The organism is Cryobacterium sp. CG_9.6, assembly GCF_029893365.1.
Taxonomy (GTDB): Bacteria; Actinomycetota; Actinomycetes; order Actinomycetales; family Microbacteriaceae; genus Cryobacterium.
Map to the genome: position 1 here is coordinate 43,412 of NZ_JARXUZ010000002.1, position 14,627 is coordinate 58,038.

At 61.5% G+C, this 14,627-nt stretch carries 16 protein-coding genes and 1 pseudogene; 7 read left to right on the plus strand and 10 right to left on the minus strand.

The genetic code is table 11. The features are described 5' to 3' along the window. Positions 1 to 113 precede the first annotated feature (113 nt). Together H4V99_RS15810 and H4V99_RS15815 are read right to left on the minus strand one after the other, a co-directional pair. Positions 114 to 266, minus strand: a complete 153-nt coding sequence (locus H4V99_RS15810; RefSeq protein ID WP_280680229.1) for a hypothetical protein — start codon at positions 264 to 266, stop codon at positions 114 to 116. A gap of 94 nt (positions 267 to 360) precedes the next feature. Further along, the gene (locus H4V99_RS15815) at positions 361 to 1,077 is read right to left on the minus strand and encodes a GAF and ANTAR domain-containing protein (RefSeq protein WP_280680230.1); all 717 of its coding nucleotides are present in this window, start codon (positions 1,075 to 1,077) and stop codon (positions 361 to 363) included. Between the two features lie 304 nt (positions 1,078 to 1,381). Between H4V99_RS15815 and H4V99_RS15820 the strand changes: the two genes are divergently transcribed. Continuing rightward, complete coding sequence (locus H4V99_RS15820; protein WP_280680232.1) at positions 1,382 to 2,752, plus strand: NAD-dependent succinate-semialdehyde dehydrogenase; 1,371 nt, start codon at positions 1,382 to 1,384, stop codon at positions 2,750 to 2,752. Between the two features lie 211 nt (positions 2,753 to 2,963). Here the strand turns inward: H4V99_RS15820 and H4V99_RS15825 are convergent, their stop codons facing one another. From H4V99_RS15825 to H4V99_RS15835, 3 genes and pseudogenes are all read right to left on the minus strand, one after another. Beyond that, complete coding sequence (locus tag H4V99_RS15825) at positions 2,964 to 3,125, minus strand: hypothetical protein (protein WP_280680234.1); 162 nt, start codon at positions 3,123 to 3,125, stop codon at positions 2,964 to 2,966. Between the two features lie 124 nt (positions 3,126 to 3,249). Further along, positions 3,250 to 4,296 carry an FUSC family protein gene (locus tag H4V99_RS15830; RefSeq protein WP_280680235.1) on the minus strand — a complete coding sequence of 349 codons (1,047 nt, stop codon included), beginning with the start codon at positions 4,294 to 4,296 and terminating at the stop codon, positions 3,250 to 3,252. A gap of 165 nt (positions 4,297 to 4,461) precedes the next feature. Further along, a pseudogene (locus H4V99_RS15835) lies at positions 4,462 to 5,359 on the minus strand (IS5 family transposase). A gap of 383 nt (positions 5,360 to 5,742) precedes the next feature. Between H4V99_RS15835 and H4V99_RS15840 the strand changes: the two are divergent. Further along, on the plus strand, positions 5,743 to 7,029 hold the full coding sequence (locus H4V99_RS15840; protein ID WP_280676610.1) for an IS110 family transposase: 1,287 nt from the start codon (positions 5,743 to 5,745) through the stop codon (positions 7,027 to 7,029). Positions 7,030 to 7,058: 29 nt separating this feature from the next. Beyond that, positions 7,059 to 7,589, plus strand: coding sequence for a hypothetical protein (locus tag H4V99_RS15845; RefSeq protein WP_280680236.1), 531 nt, complete (start codon positions 7,059 to 7,061; stop codon positions 7,587 to 7,589). A gap of 307 nt (positions 7,590 to 7,896) precedes the next feature. Here H4V99_RS15845 and H4V99_RS15850 read toward each other — a convergent pair. After that, a protein-coding gene (locus H4V99_RS15850) for an IS3 family transposase (RefSeq protein WP_280680237.1) occupies positions 7,897 to 9,296 on the minus strand; the annotation gives its coding sequence in 2 pieces (ribosomal slippage) (positions 7,897 to 8,975 and positions 8,975 to 9,296; 1,401 coding nt in all). Between the two features lie 231 nt (positions 9,297 to 9,527). Between H4V99_RS15850 and H4V99_RS15855 the strand changes: the two genes are divergently transcribed. Beyond that, entirely contained in the window at positions 9,528 to 9,983 is a 456-nt protein-coding gene (locus tag H4V99_RS15855; RefSeq protein ID WP_280680238.1) for a hypothetical protein, read from the plus strand. Between the two features lie 191 nt (positions 9,984 to 10,174). Next, the gene (locus H4V99_RS15860) at positions 10,175 to 10,990 is read left to right on the plus strand and encodes a zeta toxin family protein (RefSeq protein ID WP_280680363.1); all 816 of its coding nucleotides are present in this window, start codon (positions 10,175 to 10,177) and stop codon (positions 10,988 to 10,990) included. A 143-nt stretch (positions 10,991 to 11,133) separates the two neighbouring features. Here the strand turns inward: H4V99_RS15860 and H4V99_RS15865 are convergent, their stop codons facing one another. The 4 genes from H4V99_RS15865 to H4V99_RS15880 all read right to left on the minus strand — a co-directional run bounded on the left by H4V99_RS15865 (position 11,134) and on the right by H4V99_RS15880 (position 12,353). Continuing rightward, positions 11,134 to 11,334: a hypothetical protein gene (locus tag H4V99_RS15865; RefSeq protein ID WP_280680239.1), complete on the minus strand. Its 201-nt coding sequence runs from the start codon at positions 11,332 to 11,334 to the stop codon at positions 11,134 to 11,136. Continuing rightward, positions 11,331 to 11,528: a hypothetical protein gene (locus H4V99_RS15870; RefSeq protein WP_280680240.1), complete on the minus strand. Its 198-nt coding sequence runs from the start codon at positions 11,526 to 11,528 to the stop codon at positions 11,331 to 11,333. The genes H4V99_RS15865 and H4V99_RS15870 overlap by 4 nt, the downstream gene beginning before the upstream one ends. A gap of 10 nt (positions 11,529 to 11,538) precedes the next feature. Next, positions 11,539 to 11,799: a glutaredoxin domain-containing protein gene (locus H4V99_RS15875; protein ID WP_280680241.1), complete on the minus strand. Its 261-nt coding sequence runs from the start codon at positions 11,797 to 11,799 to the stop codon at positions 11,539 to 11,541. 245 nt (positions 11,800 to 12,044) lie between these two features. Continuing rightward, a complete protein-coding gene (locus H4V99_RS15880) occupies positions 12,045 to 12,353 on the minus strand; it encodes a hypothetical protein (protein WP_280680242.1) in 309 nt (102 codons plus the stop codon). 229 nt (positions 12,354 to 12,582) lie between these two features. Here H4V99_RS15880 and mobC point away from each other — a divergent pair, with 229 nt between their 5' ends. After that, entirely contained in the window at positions 12,583 to 12,978 is a 396-nt protein-coding gene (mobC, locus tag H4V99_RS15885; protein ID WP_280680243.1) for a plasmid mobilization relaxosome protein MobC, read from the plus strand. Beyond that, positions 12,975 to 14,618, plus strand: a complete 1,644-nt coding sequence (locus H4V99_RS15890; RefSeq protein WP_280680244.1) for a relaxase/mobilization nuclease domain-containing protein — start codon at positions 12,975 to 12,977, stop codon at positions 14,616 to 14,618. Before mobC ends, H4V99_RS15890 begins: the two co-directional genes overlap by 4 nt. Positions 14,619 to 14,627 lie beyond the last annotated feature (9 nt).

Below are 14,627 nucleotides of genomic sequence, written 5' to 3' on the forward strand. Positions count from 1 at the left end.
GTCCCTGACGTTTGGCCAGCCGACTGTATTCCTCGGATTGGGTGTTGGAGTACCCGGTGTGATGGCTGCCGCGATTGCGGGCACCACTTTCTGTGCGTGACGGAAGGTGGTGGTCAGGAGAATTGGGTGTGCAGGAGCGTGCACCGCATGCCGAATTCGATTGTCATTTCCGGAGGCCAGGTATTCGCGTCCCAGTTCAGGCTGAATTCTTCGATGAAGGCCTCGAACAGTGCCGTCTGCGCGATCAGGTATGCTTCCCGATTCATAGCGTCCTCATCTCGTACCAACTGGAATCACGCATGATCTGTTCTTTGCACCGTAGCGTCTGAGATCGCGCCGATGCAATCGGCGGGTGTGCTGCTATAACTGCACGGTGTTGTTGATCACCTTTTCGGCGCTGTCATGTATGGATTCGTTGTGGGCGCGTGCGTAGGTGCGCAGACGGTTGAAGGCATCGTTTATGGTGAGTTGGTTGCGCTGGGCGATGACGCCTTTAGCCTGCTCAATGAGAACCCGACTATTGAGCGCCCGTTGCAACTGCTCGTTCACGGCCGTGTTGTCGCGCACGCTGCGCTTGTGCAGGATGCTGATGGTTGCGACATCTGCGAGGGCTTGACCGATTGCCGCGTCCTCCAGTGTGAGAGTGCCGGTGGTGGTGCGGAAGAGGTTGAGTGCACCGATGGTGTTGGGGCGTAAGCGCATGGGAATAGCGTGCACGGATCGGAAACCTTGCGAGAGAGCGGCGGTCTGAAAATCCGGATACTGAGCGCTTTCAGCAGAGGCAATATCGTCGATCGTTACCACCGTGCCGGTGCGGTAGGCGTCAACACACGGGCCCACCCCGGCTTGGCTCTGCAGTATCTCCACGAGTTGGCTTTCTTCGTTTGTGGAAGCGAGAACCTGCAGGACGCCGTTTTGGTCGGCCAGGAGCAGTCCGGCAGCGTCGACGTCGAGCAGCAGAACGGACTGCTCCACCAGGATGTGCAAAACATCTACAACGTCATACTCGCCTACCAGGGCGGCAGCCAGTTTGACGAAGGCGTCAGTGACTAGCGCTGTGCGACTTATCGCGTTCATCCCCGAATCGTAGAACCAAACACATGTCCGAGTAATACTCATTCGCTGTGAAAACCAGAACTGGGGTAACTGGATCTTCGACGCCCTCAGCGAGGTCCCGAACGTAACAATGAGAGGCATCTCGTAGGTGACGGACATTGGATGAAGTCGCGCTCAGTTCCTGACACCTCGCGAGATGGGTGCACGCAAAAAGTTTCCCCAAAACACTGACTGATGCAGACTGTAAGGACAGGAGTTGGGTCCGGCTTTGGTCGTAGTGGGCTCATTCTCGAACGGCGTCAGCGATGAAATGTGTGGAGAGATCATGAGTAAATATGCAGTCACGAACCTCGCCACCGGGGCTAGCGGACCGAGCTTTGCTTTGGCAACGGATGCTGAGGTGACCGAGGCCATCGGGGCGGCAGATCGCGCTCATAGTGAGTTTTCTCGCCGCACGTCGGTGGCCGAACGCGCCGCTCTTATGCAGCGTGTTGCGGACCTGCACTCTGAGCGCCGGGAGCACCTGGCCGACCTGATCGTGGGTGAGATGGGTAAGCCCCGTGAGGTGGCCCTCGGCGAGGTTGACTTCTCTGCGGACATCTACGGGTATTACGCCACCCACGGCGGGGCTTTTCTTGCTGACGAGCCGATCGAGCTGCTCGGCGGTGAGGGCTCGGCGTTCATGCGCAACGCCTCGTTGGGTGTGCTCCTGGGCATCATGCCGTGGAACTTTCCGTACTACCAGGTTGCCCGCTTCGCCGGTCCGAACCTGGTGCTCGGCAATACGATTCTGCTCAAGCACGCCTCGCAGTGCCCCGAATCGTCCGCCGCTATTGAGCAGATTTTTGCGGATGCCGGCTTCCCCGCGGGCGCCTACGGCAACCTTTATGCGTCGAGCGATCAGATCGCGGACATCATCGCGGATCCCCGGGTGTGTGGTGTGTCGTTGACCGGTTCGGAGGGTGCGGGGGCGGCGGTCGCCGAGATCGCCGGCCGCAACCTCAAGAAGGTCGTGCTTGAACTGGGCGGATCAGACCCGTTCATTGTGCTCAGTACCGATAACCTCGAAGAAGCCGTCGATGCGGCCGTCGCCGCTCGCGTTATCAACTCCGGCCAGGCCTGCAACGCAGCCAAGCGCTTCATCGTGATCGATGCCCTGTTCGACGCGTTCGTGGAACTGTTCACAGCGAAGATCGGCGGCATCGTGCCGGCAGACCCGACGTCGTCGGAGACGACAATGGGCCCGCTCTCGTCGCTCGATGCTGCTGAGAAACTTGAGGAGCAGCTCCAGCGCGCCGAGGCCCAGGGGGCGACCGTTGTTCTGCGCGGGCGCCGCGACGGCGCCTTCTTCTCCCCGTCGGTGCTCACCGAGGTCTCCCCGCAGAGTGACGCCTACCGGGAAGAGTTCTTCGGTCCTGTGGCGGCCATCTACCGCGTAGAGAGTGAGGCCGAGGCGGTTCAGGTGGCCAACGACACTCCGTATGGCCTGAGTTCTTACCTTTTCACGACGGATGCGGAGCAGGCACTGCGCGTGGCTGATTTGATTGAGGCTGGGATGGTCTTCATCAACGGTTCGCTCCCGGATAGCGCGGAGCTTCCCTTTGGCGGCGTGAAAAGGTCCGGCTTCGGCCGCGAGCTGGGTCGGTTCGGCATCGCGGAGTTCGCCAACAAGAAACTCATCCGCATCCTGAAGTAACGCGGGTGCGCCCACCGGCTACGTCAGAATGCGGCCTCCGTCACTGGGAACGCGGAGTCTGCGGTTCTGGTACACCTGCTGCTGCTGTCTGTCGGCTCAGGTTCTCGCACGCGAGAGTCGCTCGAGCAGCCCGGCGACACAGGGCCCGTTCCTGGCGCCATGAAATCCACTGGAGTGTCTGCCGCCTCGTCCTCCGGGTCGGCCTGGTCGGTCACACGGATTTGCGGCCGGACATGGTGCGTACGAGCCACCCAATGATCGCGATGGCTAAGAGGATGGCGCCAATCCAGAGGAGGAATTGGAAAGCCTGAACAAAACCACCGACAAGAAGAAGGACAACGGCGATGATGGCGACGATGACGAAAAGATTCATGTGATGCTCCCTTGGTATGGCGAGAAACAGTGGCGTTACCGGGTTGTTGGGCAACAAGTGCTTCGCCTCTGAGTCAGCCAGAGAACTGTGCCGATGTCAAACTCCTGGGGTGCACTCTCCGCGACTAGGCATCAGTGGCAGGCGTTGGGGGCTGTTCGAGTCGGGAGTGCAGGGCTGCGAGGATGCGGGCGATATCCATGGCGATGGCGGTCGCGGCGCCCATTGACGTCGCTGGCGCCGGGTCTCGCCGTTGATCCAGTTCGGTCATGAGGGACGTAAGCGCGTCCGCCGCGGCGGAATACGCCGTCAGGTCCGTCTTTCCCGAATCCCAGTCGCGGAGCACTGCAGCCACCGCGTCAAGGGCCAGGCTCAGCGACGGGCGCAGCTCCGGTTTCAGCTCGACGTTGACCGGGGTGCCCCACACCGCCCCGGTCAGGACATAGGTGAGATCCCGCACGTGGAAGGTGACGGTTTCGAGGGCAGCTAGGTCGTCGTAGTCGGCGCTCACGTCTCGGTGGTGGATTCGAGCGCGCGGATTGGCTTTGCGGCTTTCGTCGGCATAGTGCAGCGCCGCCCGCACGTCGCGGGAGACACTGACGACGGTGTCATTGCGGGACGCCCAATCGTCGCGCTCCGGCGGCCAGCTCTCGGCCAGGGCTTCGGAGACTTCGGACAGATGATTTGCCAAAACCGAGCGATAGTTTGAGAGCTGCCGGCCGACGGCGTCGAGGCTGAGCGCGGGAAAGATCAACATGTTGACCAGGAGCCCGATCACAATCCCGAAGCTGACTTGCGAGAGGTATCCGATCGAGTACGAGTCGGCGTTCGGGCCGCCCACGATGAGCACGAACAAGACCGTGACCGGGATGTATTCGCGGTTGGCGCCGAACCACCCGGTGGCAGCGATTAGCGCACCGACGCCGACGGCGAGCGAAATGGTCACGACGTTCGGCGCGCTGGCGATGAGCACTGCCGCGGCGAGTAGAATCCCGACGGCAAGGCCGCCGAGGGTTTGCAGGGCATTCCTCATCGAACCCATGAGTGTGGGGTACATGCTCACGAGGGCGCCGAGCGGCGCGTAGTAGGGGTAATCGTCGGCGACCCCGGGCAAATACGGCGCGGCAGTCCAAGCAATACCCACGGCGACGGCCGCTTTGACTGCCTGCAGCATGCGCGACCTGGTTATCTGCGATTTCACTCGCCATGCTGTTCTTTTTACTGGTGCCAGCGTGATGCGTGTCATTGTGTTCCCATTCGATCACAGTGCCAACGGGGCGAGAGTTGCCTCGACATCGTATCGGCCGGACCGTGGAATTTCCCGGTAATTGTCGGCGCACTAGGGCGTGTCTCCCAACGCCTTGGCCCAGATGATTATGGCTCTAAGGACAACCCCGCCGCGGTAGGTGAGGGCGAGCTTGTCGTAGCGGGTGGCGATGCCACGCCACTGCTTGAGTGCCTCGAAACACCGCTCGATGACGTTGCGGCGTTTGTAGGACACCTTGTCAAAAGTGGGAGGGCGGCCGCCGGCTTGGCCACGTCGTTTCCGGTTGGCGACCTGGTTCGATCGTTCCGGGATCACGGCTTGAATGCCGCGGTCCCGGAGCATCTTCCGATTGGCTTTGGACGAATACGCTTTGTCACCCATCGCTCGATCCGGCGTCGTGCGGGGCCGACCCCCGGCGAGCCGAGGCACTCGCAGGCTCCCTAAGACTTCGGGGAACATCGGTGAGTCACCGCCCTGCCCCGGTCCCAGCAGAATTACCAACGGTCGAAGATTCGCGTCGCACAACGCGTGAATCTTCGTCGTCAATCCGCCGCGTGACCGGCCAATTGCGTGGTCAGCAGGCTCGGTGAGCAGATTCGTGTAGTTCTGAAGTTCCCCCTGTGGTGCGCGGGAGATTGGTGCCGTGCTGGTGGGCGCGGTTGACCGTGGAGTCCACGGACACCTCCCAATCAATCAGTCCAGCAGCGTCAGCCTGCGAGAGTAGCCGGGTCATAATGGCGTCCCACGTACCGTCGCCACTGAAACGTCGGTGGCGTTTCCAGACGGTCTGCCACGGACCGAACGATTCCGGCAGATCTCGCCAGGGAATTCCCGCCCGATACCGATAGATGATGCCTTCCAGAATGCGGCGGTGGTCTTGGAATGGACGACCCGGGCAATTCTTCGACGACGGCATCAACGGCTCGAGGCGAGCCCACTCACTGTCAGACAACACGGCAGCACGAGACATGGATTAAGTCTGTCAGACAGGCCCGGCAGCATTAAGAGACACGCCCTAGAGCCATCGTGTGGTGTGTCTTTCTGTGAGGAACTTTGAACGGTTCTCACTGACCATCGCACGGTGGTTCGTTACGTTGTTAATCCAACGCTCGAACCCCGAGAATTACACAGAGATACTGGATGTGACTCTGGTGCGGGGTGACTCAAAATTACACTGACTCCTTTTGAGGTTGTCTTTGGGTGGATCTGTCCGCCGCACCAGAGCCGCTAATGCCGCTTGATCGGGGCGACATGACTTGATAGGAGCCTGGCCAACAGTCTCACCTCTGTGCTGTCTGCCCTCCCGACCCAACGGTGATTTCCCTTCAACGAAGAAACGGGAGTACCGAAGTCATGACAGTTGCAACTAGTGAACCGCCACAATTCACCATCGCGGTCCAGCCTCTACGAACCATCTTCGCCGGGGTTGATACCCACAAAGACACGCACTATGTCGCTATCGTTGACGACCACGGACAACCGATCGCCGACCGGGAATTCCTCGCAGTCGGGAGCGGCTATCGCAAAATCATCGAGTTCCTCCACGCCTACGGCATCGTCGAAGCCGTTGGCGTCGAAGGAACCGGTTCCTACGGTGCGGAACTTGCCCGCGTTTTGGCGAATGCCGGAATGCGCGTGGTTGAGGTCACTCGCGCCAACCGTGCCGAGCGTCGGTTGCGCGGCAAATCCGATCCCCTCGACGCCCACCAAGCGGCGATGTCGGTTCTCGCTGGGCGAGGGTTATCAACCCCGAAACAACGCGATGGCGACGTCGAGTCGATGCGGGTCTTACTTGCGGAACGCTCCTCTGCCACCAAGGCGCGCACGGCCAGCATCAATCAGATCCATGCCCTGTTGGTGAGCGCACCCGAGGCCATCCGGCAAGATTTTCGCCGATACGACGGCAACAAACTCACGGTTGCGCTCGCGCGCACACGACCCACACCGGGCACCACTCCGGAGCTGATCCTACGGGCATCAGCGAAACGCCTCGCGCAACGCCATCAGGTCCTGACAGCGGATATTGCTCTTATCGACAGCCAACTTGGCCAACTCGCCAGCCGGCAGAATCCGGCTCTCATGGCCGCAAGCGGCGTGGGCCCGTTTGTTGCCGCACACCTGCTCGCCACTGCCGGCGACAACCCAGACCGCATCTCCACCAAGGCCCAGTTTGCTGCTCTGTGCGGCGTCGCACCTATTCCGGCATCTTCGGGAAAACGGCAACGTTTCCGTCTCTCGCGCGGTGGCGACCGGCAAGCCAACGCTGCCCTGCACCGTATTGTCCTGCTCCGCAAACGCCACAAGGAACCTCGGACTATGGCCTACATCGCCCGACGCACCGCTGAAGGCCTTTCCGACCGCGACATCGTCCGCTGCCTCAAACGCCACGTCGCCAACGAAATATTTGCATTGCTCACCAAAAACCACGCTGTCCCTCTGCCCGGTGGACCACGGCTGCGGCAACGCCGCCAAACACTCGGCATCGTCCTCACTGACGCGGCCAAACAGCTCAACGTCCCCTACCAGCGCTTACGTCGACTCGAAATAGGACAACGCGCTGACACCGACCTGGAAACCACCTTCAGCGCCTGGCTCGACGACCAATCCCGACAAGCGAAACCCACCCCAAAGGCCGCTTGACATCAATAGGAGCATCCACTCAGGGGGACGTGACCCACTGGATCTTCTTGGGTGGCAAGGAGAGCCGACTCATTGGACTCCACCCGGGCATGGAGGTTTACCAAAATAAGGCGGCCGTGACCTCACCTGCGGGCGAAGCTGCCGTCCTCATGCTAACAAGGGACGCGGCACTTGTTCCTGTCGAAGTCAAACGGACCTCGACAGGCTTCACCGATGAGGAAGTCGGCAAGCTCGATACGCTGACCACACTCTTGGAGGCGCCCTGGTCGGTAGTCGAAGCCTGTCAATACGCCCACGACATGACTGCAAATTTTATAGGGCTTCAAAGCCATCAACCGGACTCCGGCTATGCCAGAGTCGCCCTAAGCTACGACGCTATTCTCGATCCGACCCCGAGGTGGCCGCTCGGCGGGGATCCATTCGAGTGGAAGCCTCTCACGAGTGAAGAAATTCAGTCGCGCGAAGATGCGTTCGTAAGGCGCCTAGCTGACCAAGCAGACCTAGGCCCCTATGACTGGCTGGCCGACCATATGCTCCGTACACCAACAGTCCGCGATTGAATCGCTCACTAGCAGACCAGTTTCTCCGAGATGCACGGCGCGGTAAAACTCTGCGGTGGGCCCTTGGACTTCTCGCTGGCCAAGCGCCGTCAAAGGACTTGGACCGCGGTAGGACCTGCCGGCCAGGCGGCTTCCCGACCTGGTATCGGGCAGTGCCGCCCCGAGCATCTTATGAAGCCAATGAAGAGAAAATTCCGACGGCGCACCTGCGCGCGAGTGACACGACCCCCAAGGGGATCGCGCGCACGGTATGACCAGTATCATCGACGGTTCGGAATTTGTCAAGGTGAATGAGGCCAGTGGGAGTTTAGGCGGCTAGTTCGAGCCCTTCATTCTCGATGGGCTTAGCGGCTGGTTTGTTGATCCATGCCGTCTCGGGAACGGACAGAATCTGTGGTGCCTGGGTCGTGCGGAATCGCTCAGGGAAGCGTGCGCGTGCCGCGTCCAGTGTCGCCGCCCGTGCCACGGCCTTCGCTTCTGCGAGGCCGTAATGAACGTCGGCTGGCGTGTTCAGGCCGATCCCCGAATGGCGATGCTCGTGGTTGTAGCCGTCGACGAACGAGGCCATGAACGTCTTCGCGTCGGCGAGGGAGCCGAAGCGTTCGGGGAACGTCGGAGCGAATTTCAGGGTCTTGAACCACGCCTCGCTGTAGGGATTATCGTTACTCACCCGAGGCCTCGAATGCGACTTGGTGACCTCCAGATCAGACAGCAACGCCGCGACGGTCTTGGATGTCATCGACGTGCCGCGGTCGGCGTGAACGACCTGAGGGACGCCGTGAATACCGAAGATTTCCTTCATCATCTCCACCGCCAGCGCTCCCGATTCCGAGGCGTGAACATACGCGCCGACGATGTAGCGCGAGTAGATATCGATCATTACGTAAGCATCGAAGTACTTCCCCTTGACAGGGCCGGCAAGTTTCGTAATATCCCAGCTGAGCACCTGGCCCGGTCCCGTGGCCGTCAGTTCCGGGATCGCCCGGGCCGGGTGGCGAGCCAGACGGCGGCGGTCCTTAACCTGCTGATTCTCGTTCAACACCCGATACATCGTTGATATTGAGCACAAATACGCGTCCGCGTCGAGCAGCTGGGCGTAGATCTGGATCGGCGGCAGGTCCACGAACAGCTTCGAGTTGACGACGTCCAGGATCTCGCGGCGGCCTTCGTCGCCGATCTTGTTCGCCGGAATCATCGCCGGCCGGGGAACTGGACGGCGTCGTTTCCGGGTGGCTGTCGCTCGAGGTATCCCGACCAGGTCGGCCGCGACGCGAGTCGAGATCCCTCGGCTGGCCAGTTCGCGGTAGGCGGTCATTACGGCTTCGTGTGCGGTGTTTCGTCCCGCGAGCTCTTCGAAAGACTTTCGAGTAGCTCGTGCATTTTTGACATAATCTCCAACGCCACCCCCGTCGTTTCCAACCGCTGCTCGGTCTTACTCAACTGGCGACGCAACCGGGCAATTTCAGTTTGCTCCGGCGTTAACCGGCCAATCTTCTCGCCGGGCTTCTTCCCCGCGAGGACACCCGCGTCACGAAGCTTTCGCCACTCCGTGATCTGCGAGGAGTAGAGCCCTTCGGTGCGCAGATATGCGCCGCCCTCGTTGTTCTTAATGGCCGTGTCATACGCGGCGAGGTACGCAAGCTTCTGCGCTGGGGTGAACGACCTTCTCGAGGTCGGACCACCAGCTCGGGGTCCAGGACTACTCATATGACTATCGTCGCGCACTGCGCTCAAAGACGGACTGGACATGGTGATGATTCCTGATTCTCGCCCTACGTCAAACGGCGGACTTGCTCTGAGGTACTGGCCTCACTCAACCCTGACACGTAGGGGTTCGCCCGCACGCGGTTCCCCTTACGGGCGTCTTCTGAGATTATCTATCTATCTATAGATAGTTCTATACGCGTGTTATAGAATGGTCTATAGGAGGTGGTTTGTATGACCACGATTAGTTACCGTCCTGAGGTTCAGAGGGCGCGGACGTTGCGCCAGCGGCTTGATCTTGACCGTCTCGATTACCTTCGGGAGTTGCGACGTTTGGCTGCGATCATGAGTCAGACGGAGCTTGCGTTGCAGTTGGGGGTGAAGCAGCCGACGATTCATTCTGCGTTGCGGACGGCGGCAAAGGTGGTGGAGCCGGTACCGGGGTTTTCTGGTGCGTCTCCGTATGAGATTGCGCAGCGGTATGCCACGGGGGAGTTGACCCGGGCGCAGCTCGTTGATGAGTTGGGCCGGTGGGCCTACCCGTCGGAGGCGCCGACGGATGGTTTTGATTCGCTCTTGGTGTCTGCTTCTGGGTCATTTGACGAGGTGGGGCGCGCACTGAGTGAGGGGCTCATTGACGGTGCGATTTACGATGCGATCTTGGATCGTGCTGCGGATTCCTCTCAGTAGTGGCTGTTGATAGGGGCGCGATTGACGCCCATCGCGCGACTGTGCGCGCGCTGGCCAGGCCGGGTCAGGCGCTCGCGCAGGATGGCCCTCATGCCACGGTGCGCAATCCTGAGTGGTTTCGTTATGTTGGCGGTCGCGCCATTGTGAGGAGTGGTCGGGCGGAGCTTCATGATCGACTCATTCGAGACGTTGTGGAGAGTCGTCCTGGGGTTCGGTTCGAGAATCGTGCAATCGTTCTTGCTGGGCCGCCTGGTGCCGGCAAGAGCACGGTATTGCGTGACGAGATCCTGGGGGACACAGCTAACGGGTGGCTGACCATTGATGCAGATGATTTCAAGCATGCGTTGCTTCAGGTGGCGATCGATGATGGCAGTTATGAAGCGTTTCTGAAGCCTGCCCTCGTTAAGGATCACGAGGCGGCTGGGGAGAGGTTCTTCCCGCTGGAGTTGGCGTCGCTCGTTCACGAAGAATCGTCCGAGCTCGCGAAGCGGCTCCGAGGAGAAGCGATACGCGCCGGGGCGAACATCGTTATCGACACGGTTCTGTCGTCCGAGGTCTCGGCTTTGGGGCTGGGAAAGCAACTCGAGGCGGCAGGTTACGGCGTGGACGTGGTGGATGTGGAAGTGCCGTATGAGCTTTCTGAGGCCCGCATTGCGAAGCGGTGGCAACAGTCATACGAAGTTGCTCTTGAGAGTGGTGAGGGTCTCGGGGGCAGGTGGGTCCCGAGCGAATATGCGCGGGCTGTTTTTGATGGCCCAGTTGGTCGTTCGCTCCCCGAGTTTGTTGCCGAGCGTTTGGCGGCGGAGTGCGGTGCGGTCGATCACTACCGGCGGTTCCGGACGGCAGTGGAGGGTGCCGACCGTGTGTTGGAGGTGGATATGGTCAGGATCACGCCGCGTAGCAAACTTGTAGACGCGGCCTCTGCTGCGGTTCGCGTGCGTGCGACCGATGGTCTTGCGTCACCGTGGCGTTCCGCGCCGAAACCGCGGGACGGTCGCGGACTTTAGTAGCGTCGTCAGCATGGCCTGGCGATCGGCTTGACGCTGTCTCAGTCGTTGCCGCGTTCGCGCAGCTCGGCGGCGGCTCGGTGACGTTTCGAAGCGCGTTGGATTAGGTCGCGATCGATGCCACGGAGCCGCGCCGGACGCGCCTATGCTGCATCCCGTGATGTTCGCCAGCGCATGACGTCTGCTGTGTTGTAGCGGATGAGGCCCAAGCCGATGCCGTGGTAGTTCGGTCCGGCGGTGCCAAGTCTCATTTTCTGGAGCTCCGTCAGGGAGATACCCAGCGCATCGCTGGCTTGGTCCGGTGTCATCAGGGGTGACGCCGGTGTGCAGGTTGCTGTGGTCATTTGGCTTGGTCCTTTGTGAGCGTGTCGATGATGGTCACGTAGTTGGTTCCGGTGATGGTGAGCGTGTTTGCGAGGGTGTAGCCGCGGCGGCCGTAGGCGCGAAGGTCGTCGAGGCGTTCGGCAACTTTTCGTGCGCGCGCCGCGTGTTCCAGGTCGTTGCTGGGCAGGGTCGTCTGCAGGGTGCTGAATTCCATTGCAGGGCGCCTACTCGCGGGTGAGGGAGGGGTTGTCGCGCAGGGCGGCTATCTTCGTGATCCGGTCGGGTCGGAAGCCTGACCAGGACACCAGGCGGGCGATGACGACGGGTGCCGTGGTGTAGCCGAACTGTTGGATCAGGTCGGTGGCATGCGCATCGGTTGTGAGGTCGATGACGGTGTACGGCAGGTCGGCGGCGTCGAGTGCTCGTGTGGTCATCGTGCATTGCATGCAGTTCGGCAGCGTGTACACGGTGAGCGGTTCATTCATGGTGTGGTCCTCTCTATAACCCCATTGCCTTTTGGCGCACGCCGATTTACAGCGTCAGGGGTGAATTGGCCAGGGTCCGTGGAATACCGCAAGGGAGCGCAGCGAGTGAGGATATGCCGCGAAAGCCCTTGCCAAGAGAGGAATGATGCGTACGATAAACAGCCGAAAAGGCAACGGAGTTGCACGAAGAAGCCCCGTCGAGCTGTGCTCGGCGGGGCTTGTTCGTTACAGGTAAGAGCCGGAGGCTACGCCTCAGTGTGTGGGGTGGTGACCGGGGCAGTGGTGCGTCGTTTGCGTGCCTTCGGCGCGGACTGGCCGGGTGCTTTGACGCCGGTGGCGCGGAGGTCTTTTTCGCTCCATCCGGAGGCCAGGGCGGCAGTCCACGCGTGTTCGTGAGCGAGGGTCGCCAACTTGAATTGCTGGTCTGCGATGTCGTACTCGTTGCCGGCATCCGCGAGCACTCGTACCGCTTCCACGCGTGCGTCCACATTCGCTTCGATGATTGCCCGCGCGCGGGCGGCTGCATCCTCTGGTTTCACATTCGCATCGCTCATGATCATCAGGCTACAGGCAACGCACACCTCTCAGCCGAGTGCGTGTCAGCCTTCTTTCACCGAAGCACCGAGAGCGGAAACGCTCCATACCGGCGGTGCCGATTTGGAGCAAGCTATACATTTACCAAGGGTAAATGGCTTTCAAATTTGGGCTTGGGGCGCCCGATTTGGCATACTGGCGTATGGTCCCCGGGTTTTCGGGGTCGCTGCGCTGGGCGGGGAGGGGCGGATGATGGCAGAACCTAGTGAGCGTCGGTTGTTTGGTCGTGCGCGGCGGGCTAATTCTGTGGTGGCGCGGAAGAAGTTTTACAGTGTGTATGTGAGTCCGGATGAGGATGCGAAGTTGCAGGCTCGTGCGGTGGTGCGGAAGGTTACCGTGCCCCGGTTTCTGTTTGAGTCGGCGATGAATGCGCATATTGAGACGAGTACGGAGCGTCAGGAAGCAATCGCTGAATTGTTTCGGGTGACGCGGTTGATGGCGAACGTGTCGAACAACGTCAATCAGTTGGCGAAGTACGCCAATAGTGAGGGGCAGTTCCCCGCTGAGGCGGCGGGGGTTGTGGCGGAGTATCGGGTGTTGGCTGGTCAGGTTGAGGATGTTATTGAGCGGTTGGCTGAGTCATGATGCCCAACATTCGGCGGGGCGATCAGATGGGTGGCCTGATGGTGTACCTGGCTGGTGGTGGTCGGTCGAATGAGCATGAGGAGCAGCACCTGGTCGCGGGGGACGCGGCGATCATGGCGCAGCACGGGTACAGCATGTTGGATCGCAACACGGCGCTGTTGATTGCGAAGAGTTTGGATGCTCCGCGCCGGGCGTTTGGCACGGAGATCACCCGGATGGCGCGGGAGAGCGACCCGGCCACGGGGGCGATGACGACGAAACGTGTCGGGGCGGACGTGTGGCATTGTTCGTTGTCGTTGAGGGCCGAAGAGGGCGCGTTGTCGGATGAGAAGTGGGGCGTCATCGCTCAGGACTTCGTCGATCGGATGGGTTTCACCGAGGCGTCCGGGAAGGCGGCGTGCCGGTGGGTTGCTGTGCGGCACGGTGTGTCGACAAACGGGAACGATCACGTGCACCTGGCTGTGTCATTGGTCCGCGAGGACGGGACGAAAGCGAGCACGCACAACGACTTCACACGCGCCCAGGAGGCATGCCGTGATCTGGAGCGTGAGCATGGCTTGGAGCAGCTCGAGAGCCGCGGTCTCGGGTTGGGGGAGCGGGGGGTGAAGCCGGCCGAGCGGGAGCGTGCCGCACGCACGGGGGCGTCGGAGATCGACTCACACACGCTCGAGCGTACGGTGCGTGCGGCGGCGACGGCGTCTGTTGATGAGGGGGAGTTCGTGCGCCGGCTGCGCCGTGGCGGTGCACTGATCCGCCCCCGGTATGCGGCGGGCCGGGACGACGTTGTCGCCGGTTACTCGGTAGCTCTTCGTTCCGCAGGCGGGACTCAACCGGTTTGGTTTGGAGGCGGGCGCCTTGCCCGGGACCTCACGTTGCCGAGGCTTCGCGAGGGCTGGCCGGACAGCCCTCAGACTGCGCAGGGCGCCGTCGACGAGTGGCGGGCCACGGCGAAGAACCCGCGGCAGTACCGCCCCGTTGCGCCGGGCCGGGAAGAGAGCACGCCGGCGCCGGAAATGTGGAAGCAGTACAGCGATGAAATTGGTCAGCTCCGTAAGCAGCTGCGCGACGTGCCCGTGACTGACCGTGCAACGTGGGCGCATGTCGCCCGCGAGACGGCCGGCGCGTTCGCGGCGTGGTCGCAGCGTGTGGAGGTGACGCCGGGGCCGTTGGCACAGACCTCTCGCGATTTGGCACGGTCGGCGCACCTGCGGGCGCACGAGTCCCAGCCGAAGCCTGTCCAGCTGGGGTCGGCGTCAAACGCCGCCATGATCCTCATGCAAGCCGCCAGCGGAGGTACGGGGACCATGGCGGAAGCGATCATGCTCCGACAGTTGGGCCGGGTATCCGTGGCCATCCTCGACATGCACAGTGCGGTCGGAGACGCCCGGCGCGCCGAGCAGATCACGGCAACGCTGCGCACTCAGTTTGCCGCGGTGACTGATCGTCTCCCGGCCGTACCCAGCAAGAGTGCCCAATCGGACTCCCGCACGAGGTCGGTCGAGGTGCCGGACGTGATGCGTCGTGCGACTGAGGGTCTTGCCGCGCCCGGGACCGGTTCGCCGGTTCCGACGACGTTGAATCCCAGCAGACGTAAGACACCAGCCACGCCACGTGAGCGTGACGGACACGGAAGAGAATAGGGGCGACAG